The 13,506-nt window shown below is 71.8% G+C and carries 1 protein-coding gene (only partly in view); it reads right to left on the minus strand.

Translation table 11 applies throughout. The features are described 5' to 3' along the window. On the minus strand, positions 1-13,506 hold the final stretch of the coding sequence (locus tag ACIBH1_RS15415) for an SDR family NAD(P)-dependent oxidoreductase (RefSeq protein ID WP_397314370.1). It continues 13,884 nt past the right edge of the window; 13,506 of the gene's 27,390 nt are visible here — the last part of the coding sequence; the start codon falls outside the window, past its right edge; it ends in the stop codon at positions 1-3.

The following is a 13,506-nucleotide window of genomic DNA, read 5'->3' on the forward strand; positions in this document are numbered from 1 at the left end:
TTAGGAACCCCCGCCCTCCAGGGCGAGTTGAATCAGGAGGTCGGCGTCCATGGTGTCGATCGCCTCCGCCTCGGTCGGGTTGCCCGGCTCCCGGTCGTCGGGACCGGCCAGGCGGAGCAGGCTGTCGAGCAGGCCCGCCTCTCGCAGCCGCGAGATGGGGATGGTCGTCAGGAACTGGCGCACCTCCGCGTCGCTGCGCCCCGGCCCCGCCTCCGCCGCCGCCACCGCGGGGAAGAGCTGCTCGAGCACGAACTGGGTCAGCGCCAGGGGGCTGGGATAGTCGAAGATCAACGTGGCCGGTAGCCGCAGACCCGTCGCGGCGCTCAGCTGGTTGCGCAGCTCGACCGCGGTGAGCGAGTCGAAGCCGAGGTCCTGGAAACGGCGCCGCGGCTCGACCGCCGAAGCGTCCGCGAAGCCGAGCACCACCGCGACCTGCTCCCGGACGAAGTCGACCAGGGTGGCGTGCAGCTGCTCCGGATCCATCGTGGCCAGGCGCTCCGACAGGGACTGCGCGGACCTCGTACGGCGGGGCTGCGGCCGGGTCCTCGCCTTGGCGAATCGGGCGGGGACGAGGTTGGGCTCGCCGGTGCTCAGGGCGGCGTCGAACAGCGCCAGGCCTTCCTGGACCGACAGGGGCTTGATGCCCGCCCGCTCCATCCGGCGCAGGTCCGTTTCGGCCAGATCGCCCGCCATGCCGCCCGAGGCCCACAGGCCCCAGGCCAGGGAGGTGGCCGGCAAGCCCTGCTCGGTTCGTTGCCTGGCCAGCGCGTCCAGGTACGCGTTGGCCGCCGCATAGCTGGCCTGTCCCGCACTGCCCACCACCCCGGCCAGGGAGGAGAACAGCACGAACGCGGTCAGGTCGAGGTGGGCCGTCAGCTCATGCAGGTGCCGGGCCGCATCGGCCTTCGGCCGCAGGACCGCGTCCATACGCTCCGGGGTGAGCGAGCCGACGATGCCGTCGTCCAGCACACCCGCCGTGTGCACCACGCCGGTCAGCGGGAGAGACCCCACCAGCTGGGCCACCTGCTCACGGTCGCCGACGTCGCACGCCACCACCGTCACGGCGGCACCGAGCTCGGTCAGGTCCGCCATCAGCTCCCCGGCCCCCGGCGCCTGGCCACCGCGGCGGCTGACCAGCACCAGACGGCGGACTCCATGGGCGGCCACCAGGTGCCGGGCCACCAGCGCGCCCAGGCCACCCGTGCCACCGGTGATCAGAACCATGCTGTCGGGCCCGAACACCGGCCTCGCAGAACGCCCGCCGTCTGCGCCCCGCGAAGCGGAACGCTCGGGGTCGTCGCTCGTCGGTGCGGCGGGCTGCCGGTTCAGCTTCGGCGCGAGAATCTGTCCGGCCCGCACGGCCACCTGGGCCTCGCCCGAAGCCAGCGCCAGCCCGATCAGCTGATCGTCGGCCGCGGCGGACTCGTCCAGGTCCAGCAGCACGAACCGGCCCGGCTGCTCAGCCTGAACCGCCCGCACGAGACCCCACACCGCCGACTGCACCGGATCCGCGACCGCGTCCCGCGTGACCAGCACCAGCCGCGAGGCCGCGAACCGCTCCTCGGCCAGCCACCGCTGCACCAGAACGAGCGCCTCGTGCGTCACCGCATGCAAGTCCTCGCCCGACGGGCCGTCGACCAGCACGGCCTCCGGCGGCTCCGCCACCGAGTCCAGGTCGTCCGCCCGCACCCAGGCAGGCGCCGCCCCGGCCGGGACGATCGCCGTCCACTCCAACCGGTGGAGCAGACTGTCGCCTCCGGCGCCGCTCAGACCCGCTGTGGACAGCGGGCGCAGCGTGAGCGCCTCGACATCGGCCACGGGGGCGCCGGTCTCGTCGGCGATGGCCAGCGTGACACTGCTCCCGCCCGTAGCGATGATCTTCACCCGCGCCGAGGTCGCACCCGAGGCGTGCAGGGAGACACCCGACCAGGAGAAGGGCAGGTACGGCTTGCCGGGCTCGGGCTGAGGCAGCAGATCACCCACCGCGCAGGCGTGCAGCACGGCGTCCAGCAGAGCCGGGTGCACCCCGAACCGATCCGCCTCGGCATGAGCCTCCTCGGGGAGATCGATCTCGGCGAACACCTCACCCGGCCGGGCCCAGGCACGGACCAGACCCTGGAAGGTCGGGCCGTACTCCAGGCCGAAGCCCGCCAGGTCGTCGTACAAGCTGTCGACGGCCACCGGCTGCGCGTTGGCCGGGGGCCACTGCGTCAGCTCGAACGCAGGGAGCGGGAGCTCGGTGGTCAGCAGGCCCTGGGCGTGCTGGGTCCACTCGGCGGCGTCCTGGGCCCGGGAGTGGACGGTCAGGGCCCGCGCCTCCGGCTCCTCCGCCGCTCCGATGACGACCTGGAGCTGGAGGCTGCCTTCCGCCGGCACCACCAGGGGCGCCTGGATGGTCAGCTCCTGAAGGTAGGAGCAGCCGATCTCGTCACCTGCGCGGGTGGCCAGTTCGACGAGGGCCGCGCCCGGCACCAGCACGTGCCCGCCCACCATGTGATCAGCCAGCCACGGCTGGGCCTTGACCGACAGGCGGCCGCTGAAGACCACCGACTCACCGCCGGCGACCTCGGTCACGGCGCTCAGGAGCGGGTGGTCGATCGCGCCGAGTCCGGCGTCTGCCATGTCGGCGGTCTCGATCATGGCTGGGACCCAGTAGCGGTCGTGCTGGAAGGCGTAGGTGGGGAGGTCCACGTGGGGAGTTGGGGTGACGATCGTGGTCCAGTCGATCGGCACGTTGTGGGTGTGGAGGGTGCCGAGGGCTTCGACCAGCGAGCGGACCTCGTCGCGGTCCTTGCGGGTGGCGGGGATGAACACGCCCTCGTCCAGGCTTTGTTGGGCCAGGGCGGTGAGGGTGGTGTCCGGGCCGATCTCCACGAACACGTTCGCCTGACTGGCCACAACGCCGTCAGCGAAGCGGACCGCGTCACGCACGTGCCGCACCCAGTAGCCGGGGTCGGTCACTGAACCGTTCGACATGATCGGGATCTGCGGCTCGTGGAAGGTCAGGCGCGAGACGACCTGCTCGAAGTCGGCCAGCATCGGATCCATGAGCGGCGAGTGGAAGGCGTGCGACACGCGCAGTCGGCGAGTGCGTGCGTCCACCAGGACCGCGATGTCCTCCACCGCGGCGTCGCTGCCGGAGATGACGACCGAGGCCGGGCCGTTGACGGCGGCGATGCCGACATCGGTGCGGCCTTCCAGCAGCGGCGCCACTAAGGCTTCGGGGGCGGCGATGGCCAGCATCGCGCCACCTTCGGGCAGTGCCTGCATCAACTGCGCGCGGGCAGTCACCAGCGTGCATGCATCGGACAAGGACAGCACCCCGGCGACGTGCGCGGCGGCGATCTCGCCCACCGAGTGCCCGACGAGCACGTCCGGGGTGACGCCCAGCGAGGTCAGCAGCCGGTAGAGCGCCACCTCGAAGGCGAACAGCGCCGGCTGGGTCATGCCGGTCTGGTTCAGTGCCTCGACCGGACCAGCGAACATGGCCTCCCGCAACTCCGGCGGGAGCAGCGCACACACTTCGTCGAGCGCTTCGGCGAACACCGGGAAGGCCGCCGCCAGTTCGGCGCCCATGCCGACCCGCTGGCTGCCCTGGCCGGCGAACAACATCGCCAACCGGCCGCCTGCAGCGCTTGCCGTACCGTTCTCGGCCAAGGCCCGCAGGCCCGCCACCAGCTCGGCCCGATCGGCACCCACCACCACAGCCCGCTGCTCCAGCAGCGCCCGACCGGTGGCCAGCGTCCACGCCGGGTCCACCTCCGGCCGCTCCTCGGCCCACTCCGCCAGCCGGGCAGCCTGCGCCCGCAGCGCGTCAGGCGTCTTGGCCGACAGCAGCCACGGCGAGACCGGGAGCTCATTCGTGATCGACTCCGGCTCCTCGGACACCGGCCCCTGCTCGATGATCACGTGCGCGTTCGTTCCGCTGATCCCGAACGAGGAGACCGCGGCGCGGCGCGGGTGACCGTTCTGCTGCCAGGCGACCGGCTCGGTCAGCAGCTCGACGGCCCCCGCCGACCAGTCCACGTGCGGGCTGGGCTCGCTCACGTGAAGCGTCTGGGGCAGCAGATCGTTGCGGAGGGCCATGACCATCTTGATCACGCCCCCGACTCCGGCGGCGGCCTGGGTGTGACCGATGTTGGACTTCAGCGAGCCGAGCCAGAGCGGCCGGTCACGGTCCTGCCCGTAGGTGGCGATGATCGCCTGGGCCTCGATCGGGTCGCCCAGGGTGGTGCCGGTGCCGTGGGCTTCCACAGCGTCCACGTCGGAGGTCGTCAGCCCAGCGTTGGCCAGCGCCTGACGGATCACCCGCTGCTGCGAGGGCCCGTTCGGCGCGGTCAGGCCGTTGCTCGCACCGTCCTGGTTGATCGCACTGCCTCGCAGGACGGCCAGCACGTGGTGGCCGTTGCGCTGCGCGTCGGACAGCCGCTCGACCAGCAGCACGCCGACGCCTTCGCCCCACGCCGTGCCGTCCGCCGAGGCGGAGAACGCCTTGCAGCGGCCGTCCGCCGAGAGTCCGCGCTGGCGCGAGAACTCGATGAACATGCCCGGCGTCGACATCACCGTCACGCCACCGGCCAGGGCCAGGTCACATTCGCCCGATCGGAGCGCCTGGGCCGCCCAGTGCAGCGCCACCAGCGACGACGAACACGCCGTGTCGACGGTGACCGCTGGACCTTCCAGGCCCAGTGTGTACGACACCCGTCCGGACACGAGGCTGCCGCCGCTGGTGTTCGCCGGGGTGCCAAGGCCGTAGTCGTGGTACATCACGCCCGCGAACACGCCGGTACGGCTGCCGCGCAACCCCACCGGATCCAGTCCGGCCCGCTCGATCGCCTCCCATGACGTCTCCAGCAGCAGGCGCTGCTGCGGGTCCATCGCCAGAGCCTCACGCGGCGAGATCCCGAAGAAGCCGGGATCGAACTCCGCCGCGTCGTAGAGGAAGCCGCCGTGCCGCGTGTAGGTCTTGCCAGGTGTGCCAGGTTCGGGTCCGTATACCCCGTCCACATCCCAGCCGCGGTCGGACGGGAAGTCGCCCACCGCGTCCCGAGCCTGCGCGACCAGGTCCCACAGCTGCTCCGGCGAGGAGACACCGCCGGGGAAGCGGCAGGCCATGCCCACGATCGCGATCGGCTCGTCCGCCGCCGCGACACCGCGGGTGACCGCCTGCTCGACCGTCTCACCCGCGAGCTCGGCGGCCAGATGACCGGCCACCGCCTCGGCCGTCGGGTAGTCGAAGATCAGGGTGGCCGGGAGCTGCAGCCCGGTCGCGGTGCTGAGCTGGTTGCGGAACTCGACCGCGGTCAGCGAGTCGAATCCCAGGTCCTGGAATTGGCGTCGTTGGTCGATCGCCGACCCGTCGGGGAAACCGAGGACGGTGGCGGTGTGGCTCTTGACCAGATCCATGAGCATCGACTGCCGCTCCGCCGGGGTCATCGCGGCCAGGCGTTGCGTGAGCCCGCCGGAAGTAGCCGCTCGCCGTACCGGCTTGCGGTCTGTCCTGCGCTCGGCGAAGCGGGCGGGGACGAGGTTCGGCTCGCCGGTGCGGAGGGCGGCGTCGAACAGGGCCAGGCCTTCCTGGACCGACAGGGGCTTGATGCCTGCCCGCTCCATCCGGCGCAGGTCGGCTTCGGTCAGGTCGCCCGTCATGCCGCCGGAGGCCCACAAGCCCCAGGCCAGGGAGGTGGCGGGTAGTCCTTGCTCGGTTCGTTGCCTGGCCAGCGCGTCCAGGTAGGCGTTGGCGGCGGCGTAGCTCGCCTGGCCCGCACTGCCCACTACTCCGGCAATCGAGGAGAACAGGACGAATGCGGTCAGGTCGAGGTGGGCCGTCAGCTCGTGGAGGTGCCGGGCGGCATCCGCCTTCGGCCCCAGCACTCCGTCGAACCGCTCAGGGGTGAGCGAGCCGATGACACCGTCGTCCAGCACCCCTGCGGTGTGGACCACCGCGGTCAGCGGGACCGACTCCACCACGCGGGCCAGCTGCTCACGGTCGCCGACGTCGCACGCCGCGATCGTGACCGTCGCGCCCAGCCCGGTCAGCTCGGCAGCCAGCTCAGCCGCTCCGGGAGCCTGGTCTCCGCGCCGGCTGACCAGCAGCAGATGACCGACCCGGTACGTGTCCGCCAGGTGCCTGGCCACCAGCGCGCCCAGGCCACCGGTGCCGCCGGTGATCAGGACCGTGCTGTCGGGCCCGAACACCGACCCTGCCGAACGCTCGGCGTCGTTGCCCGGCGTGGGGGAACGCTCGGCGTCACCACCCGGCGAGGCGGAACGCTCGGCGTCGGTGCCCGGCGTGGCGGTGGCCAGTCGGTTCAGTTTCGGGGTGAGCATCTGGCCGGCGCGGACGGTCACCTGGGGCTCGCCCGTGGCCAGCGCCAGCCCGATCAGCTGGTCGTCGGCCGAGGCGTCCTCGTCCAGGTCGAGCAGGACGAGCCTGCCCGGCTGTTCGGCCTGTGCCGCGCGGACCAGACCCCACACCGCCGACTGAATCGGGTCCGCGACCGCGTCCCGCGTGACCAGTACCAGCCGTGAGGCGGCGAACCGCTCGTCGGCCAGCCACCGCTGCGCCAGCCCGAGCACCTGGTGCGTCACCGCACGCAGGTCCTCGCCCGACGGACCGTAAATCAGTACGGCCTCCGGCGGCTCTACCACCGCGTCCAGGTCGTCGGCCCATATCCAGGTGGGCGCCACTCCGGTCGGGACGAGCTCCGTCCAATCCAAGCGGTGCAACATGCCCTGGCCGCTGGCCGAAGCGAGGTCCGAGGTGGACAGCGAGCGGAAGGTGAGGGTGCGCACTTCCATCATCGGGGCGCCGGTCTCGTCGGCGATGGCCAGCGTGACGCTGCTCTCGCCCGTTCCGGAGATCTTCACGCGCACCGAGGTGGCGCCCGTCGCGTGAAGCGATGCTTCAGACCACGAGAACGGAAGGTACGGCTGGCCGGGCTCCGCCTCCGGCAGCAGGTCGCCCAGGCCGGTCGCGTGGAGCACAGCGTCCAGGAGGGCTGGGTGCACGCCGAACCGGTCCGTCTCGGCATGGGCGTCTTCGGGAAGGTCGATCTCGGCGAAGACCTCGCCCGGTCGTGTCCAGGCGCGGGACAGGCCCTGGAAGGTCGGGCCGTACTCCAGGCCCAGGCTCGCCAGATGGTCGTACAGGGTGTCGAGGGCGGCCACGGGCTGCGCGTTGGCCGGGGGCCACTGCGTCAGCTCGAACGCAGGGAGCGGGAGATCGGTGGTCAGCAAGCCTTGGGCGTGCTGCGTCCATGGGGTCGACGGATCGTTCTCCGGGCGGGTGTGGATCGAGATCGGGCGCGTGCCCGACTCTTCGGAGCCGAGGACGACCTGCACCTGGAGGCCGCCTTCTGCCGGTAGGACAAGGGGAGCCTGCAAGGTCAGTTCCTGCACCGAGGGCCAGCCCACCTCTGCGCCTGCTCGCAAGGCCAGTTCGAGGAGGCCTGCGCCGGGGAGCAGCACGGTGCCGTTCACGGCGTGGTCGGCCAGCCACGGCTGGGCCTTGACCGACACCCTGCCGCTGAAGACCACCGACTCACCGCCAGCGACCTCCGTCACCGCGCTCAGCAGCGGGTGGTCGATCGCGCCGAGACCCGCATCGGCCACGTCGCCCGCCACGGCCTGCGTGGTGATCCAGAAGCGCTGGTGCTCGAACGCGTAGGTCGGCAGGTCGACGTGCTTGGCCGGGGTGAGGATCGACACCCAGGAGATCGGCACGTTGTGGGTGTGGAGGGTGCCGAGGGCTTCGACCAGCGACCGGACCTCGTCGCGGTCCTTGCGGGTGGCGGGGACGAACACGCCCTCGTCCAGACACTGCTGGGCCAGGGCCGTGAGGGTGGTGTCCGGGCCGATCTCCACGAACACATCGGCTGCAGCAGCCAGCACGCCATCGGCGAAGCGGACAGCGTCACGGACATGGCGCACCCAGTAGGCGGGGTCGGTCACGGAACCGCTGGACATGATCGGGATCGACGGCTCGTGGAAGGTCAGCTGGGAGACGACCTGCTCGAAGGCGTCCAGCATCGGGTCCATGAGCGGCGAGTGGAAGGCGTGCGAGACACGCAGTCGTCGGGTTCGCGCGTCCACCAGGGCCGCGATCTCCTCCACCGCAGCCTCGCTGCCCGAGATCACCACCGACGCCGGGCCGTTGACCGCCGCGATACCGACATCGGTGCGGCCCTCCAGCAGCGGCGCCACCGAGGCTTCGGGGGCGGCGATGGCCAGCATCGCCCCACCCTCAGGCAGCGCCTGCATCAACTCAGCACGAGCTGTGACCAGCGCGCACGCATCGGCCAGCGACAACACGCCCGCCACGTGCGCGGCCGCGATCTCGCCCACCGAGTGCCCGACCAGCACATCCGGGGTGACACCCAGTGAGGTGAGGAGGCGGTAGAGCGCGACCTCGAAGGCGAACAGCGCCGGCTGCGTCATGCCCGTCTGGTTCAACGCCTCGACCGGACCCGCGAACATCGTCTCCCGCAGCTCGGCCGGGAGCAGAGCGCACACCTCGTCGAGGGCTTCGGCGAAGACCGGGAAGGCAGCGGCGAGATCAGCGCCCATGCCGACCCGCTGGCTGCCCTGACCGGCGAACAACATCGCCACCCGGCCACCAGCAGACCCGCCTGCCGTACCGCTCTCGGCCAAAGCCCGCAGGCCCGCCACCAGCTCGGCCCGATCCGCGCCCACCACAGCAGCCCGCTGCTCCAGCAACGCCCGACCAGTGGCCAGAGTCCACGCCGGATCCAGCTCGGGCCGCTCCTCGGCCCATGAAGCCAGCCGGACAGCCTGCTCCCGCAAAGCCTCGGGCGTGCGAGCCGACAGCAGCCACGGAGACACGGGAAGGGCACCGGCAACCGACTCGGGCTCCTCCTCCACCGACCCCTGCTCGATGATCACATGCGCGTTCGTGCCGCTGATCCCGAACGACGACACCGCCGCCCGACGGGGACGATCCTCCACATCCCAGGCCCGAGCCTCGGTCAACAACTCGACCGCACCCGCCGACCAGTCGACGTGCTCCGAACGACTCTCGGCATGCAACGTGCGCGGCATGACACCACTACGCAGCGCCATCACCATCTTGATCACACCAGCCACACCCGCAGCCGCCTGCGCATGCCCGATGTTGGACTTGATGGAGCCCAGCCAGAGCGGCCGATCCCGATCCTGACCGTAGGTAGCGATCAGCGCCTGAGCCTCGATCGGGTCGCCGAGCGTGGTGCCGGTGCCATGCGCCTCGACCACGTCGACGTCCGACGGAGCCAGCTTGGCGTTGGCCAGCGCCTGCCGGATCACCCGCTGCTGCGAAGGCCCGTTCGGCGCCGTAAGACCGTTGCTGGCACCGTCCTGGTTGACCGCACTCCCCCGGAGCACGGCCAGCACCTGGTGGCCGTTGCGACGCGCGTCCGCCAGCCGCTCGACCAGCAGCACGCCGACGCCCTCGCCCCAGCCGGTGCCGTCCGCCGAAGCGGAGAAGGCCTTGCACCGCCCGTCAGTCGACAACCCGCGCTGCCGCGAGAACTCGATGAAGGTGTTCGGCGTCGACATCACGGTCACGCCACCGGCCAGCGCCAGGTCGCACTCACCCGAGCGCAGCGCCTGGGCGGCCCAGTGCAGCGCCACCAGCGACGACGAGCACGCCGTGTCCACCGTGACCGCGGGGCCCTCGAACCCGAACGTGTACGACACCCGGCCGGAGGCGATGCTGCCCGAGCTGCCGGTGCCGATCAGCCCTTCCAGCTCGCTCGGCGCGGCCGAGAGCTGGGGCGCGTAGTCGTGGTACATGACGCCCGCGAACACGCCCGTACGGCTACCGCGCAACCCCACCGGATCCAGCCCAGCCCGCTCGATCGCCTCCCACGACGTCTCCAGCAACAACCGCTGCTGCGGATCCATCGCCAAAGCCTCACGCGGCGAGATCCCGAAGAACCCGGGATCGAACTCCGCCGCGTCGTACAGGAAGCCGCCGTGTCGGGCGTACGAGGTGCCGCGGCGATCCGGGTCCGGGTCGTACAGCTTCGCCAGGTCCCAGCCGCGGTCGGTGGGGAACTCGCCGATGGCGTCCACGCCGGAGGCCACGAGCTGCCACAGTTCCTCGGGTGAGGCGACCCCGCCCGGGAAGCGGCAGGCCATGCCCACGATGGCGATCGGCTCGTCGGCGGCGGCGACGTCCGCGACAACGGCCTGCGACGCCTGGTCACTGGCGAGTTGCGATTCCAGGTAGCCGGCCACCGCCTCGGCCGTGGGGTAGTCGAAGATCAGCGTGGCGGGGAGCCGCAGCCCCGTGGCCTGGTTGAGCTGGTTGCGGAACTCGACGGCGGTGAGCGAGTCGAAGCCGAGGTCCTGGAAGCGCCGGGCGGGTTCCACCGCCTTCGCGTCGGAGAAGCCGAGCACCGTCGCCGCCTGGGTGCGCACCAGCCGCAAGAGGTCCGTCGGATCGAAGGCTGCCGCCGCTGCCGTACCGGACCTGCGTGCGGGCACGCGGACCAGACCGTGCAGGACCGACGGCAGGGTTGCGGCCTGGGCCTGCAACGCCGGAAGGTTCAGGGAGGCCGGGACCAGGACGGCACGCTCGTGGTTGACGGCCGCGTCGAACAGCGCCAGGCCGTCGTCGACCGGCATCGGCGTGATGCCGCCGCGTTCGAGACGTCGCCGGTCGGTTTCGGTGAGTTCGCCCGCCATGCCGGAGGCCCACAGGCCCCAGGCCAGCGAGGTGGCCGGCAGGCCCTGGGCGCGGCGCTGCTGGGCGAGGGCGTCCAGGAAGGTGTTGGCGGCGGCGTAGTTGCCTTGTCCCGCGCTGCCCAGCAGGCCGGAGAGCGAGGAGAAGAGCACGAACGCGGTCAGGTCGAGGCCCGAGGTCAGCTCGTGCAGGTGCCAGGCGGCATCGGCCTTGGGCCGCAGGACGGCGTCCATGCGTTCGGGGGTGAGCGAGCCGACGATGCCGTCGTCGAGCACGCCCGCCGTGTGGACGACGCCGGTCAGCGGGACCGACTCCACCACCCGGGCCAGCTGCTCACGGTCGCCGACGTCGCACGCCGCGATCGTGACCGCCGCGCCCAGCCCGGTCAGCTCGGCAGCCAGCTCGGCCGCTCCGGGAGCCTGGTCTCCGCGCCGGCTGACCAGGACCAGGCGTCCCACCCCGTGGGCCGCCACCAGGTGCCTGGCCACCAGCGCGCCCAGGCCGCCCGTGCCGCCGGTGACCAGCACCGTGCTGTCCGGCCCGAAGGGAGACACGGGCAGGTCCGGCCCGAAAGGAGACACGGGCAGGTCCGAGCGCTCCGCGTCGACGCCGGCCATCCGGTTCAGCCTCGGCGTCAGCACCTGTCCGTCGCGTACGGCCGTCTGCGTCTCGCCCGAGGCCAGCGCCAGCCTGACCAGTTCCTCGTCGGCGGCGGCGTCGTCGTCCAGGTCCAGCAGGACGAAGCGGCCCGGCTGCTCGGCCTGGGCCGCCCGCACCAGACCCCACACCGCGGCCTGCGCCGGGTCCGGGACCTCGCCCAGGCCGGTCGCCACCCCCCCGTGCGTGACGATGACCAGCGGTGAAGCGCCGGGCTCCGCCTGCAGGAGGCCGAGGACCAGGTCCGTGGCGCGGCGAGCCGCGTCAGGGGCGGGCGCGGCGTCCAGCGGCACGTCCAGCAGTTCGTAGGGCAGGTCCGTCCGCCCGGTACGACCGGCCGGTGTCCAGTCCAGCTGGAACAGGGAGGTTCCGCGCGCGGGTGCCTGCCCGGCGGAGCGGGGCCGCAGGATGAGCGAGCCGACCTCCGCCACGGGAGCACCCGTCGCGTCGGCCAGAACCAGACCGAACACTCCCGTGCTGCTCGTCGCGGAGATGCGGACACGCAGGGCGGTGGCACCCTCCGCGTGCAAGACGACGTCGTTCCAGGCGAACGGGATGTACGGCCGGCCGGGATCGGCTTCGGGCAACAGTCCGGCCAGGGGGATGGCGTGCAGCGAGGCGTCCAGCAGCGCCGGGTGCAGCCCGAACCGGCGGGCGTCGGCGTCCTGCGGAAGCACGATCTCGGCGTAGACCACCTCGCCCTGACGCCAGGCCGCCTTGAGGCACTGGAACGCTTCGCCGTACTCCATGCCGATCTCGGTCAGGTCGGCGTAGACGCTCGCCACATCGAGGGCCTGCGCGCCCGGCGGCGGCCACTGCACCAGGTCGAAGCCCGCCGCACGGGAGGAGGCCGGAGCCAGGACACCCTGGGCGTGCTGCTGCCAGTCCGCGGCGTCGTCGGATCGGGAGTGAATGGTCACCCGGCGCCGGCCGGAACCGTCCGCCTCCGCGACCACGACCTGCAGGTGCAGGCTCCCCTGTTCGGGCAGGGCCATGGGGGTCTGCAGGGTGAGCTCGTCGAGCACCGGGCAGCCGACCTCGTCACCAGCCCGGATCGCCAGCTCGACCTGAGCCGCCCCGGGCACCACCACCTGACCGTCCACCGCGTGGTCGGCCAACCAGGGTTGCGTCTGCGAGGACAGGCGGCCCATGAGCGTCAGCGAGCCGGAGCCCGGTGCCGGGACGACCGCCGTCAGCAGGGGGTGTTCCACCGCTTCGAGCCCGCTGCCGGCGGTGATCTCGATGGGGGCGTCGAGCCAGTAGCGGCGGTGCTGGAAGGCGTAGGTGGGCAGGTCGACGTGGTGGACGGGCACGGGGGCGAAATAGGCGTCCCAGTCGATCATGACGCCGTGGGTGTGCAGGGTGCCGAGGGCTTCGACCAGCGACCGGACCTCGTGGCGGTCCTTGCGGGTGGCGGGGATGAAGACGCCCTCGTCGAGGCACTGCTGGGCCAGGGCTGTGAGGGTGGTGTCCGGGCCGATCTCCACGAAGACGTCCGCTGCCGAAGCAGCCACGCCATCGGCGAAGCGCACGGCGTCACGCACATGCCGCACCCAGTAGGCGGGGTTGGTCACGGAACCGCTGGACATGATCGGGATCGACGGCTCGTGGAAGGTCAGCCGGGAGACGACCTGCTCGAAGGCGTCCAGCATCGGATCCATGAGCGGCGAGTGGAAGGCGTGCGAGACACGCAGTCGGCGGGTGCGAGCGTCCACCAGGGCCGCGATCTCCTCCACCGCGGCTTCGCTGCCGGAGATGACGACCGAGGCCGGGCCATTGACGGCGGCGATACCGACATCGGTGCGGCCTTCCAGCAGCGGCGCCACCGAGGCTTCGGGAGCGGCGATGGCCAGCATCCCGCCACCCTCTGGAAGCGCCTGCATCAGCTGAGCGCGGGCCGTGACCAGCGTGCACGCATCGGCCAGCGACAACACGCCCGCCACGTGCGCGGCGGCGATCTCGCCGACCGAATGCCCGACCAGCACGTCCGGGGTGACGCCCAGCGAGGTCAGCAGCCGGTAGAGCGCCACCTCGAAGGCGAACAGCGCCGGCTGCGTCATGCCCGTCTGGTTCAACGCCTCGGCCGGACCAGCGAACATGATCTCCCGCAGCTCAGGCGGAAGGAGAGCGCACACTTCGTCGAGCGCCTCGGCGAACACCGG

Origin of the sequence: Nonomuraea sp. NPDC050663 (assembly GCF_044456985.1) — a bacterium.
Lineage (GTDB): Bacteria > Actinomycetota > Actinomycetes > Streptosporangiales > Streptosporangiaceae > Nonomuraea.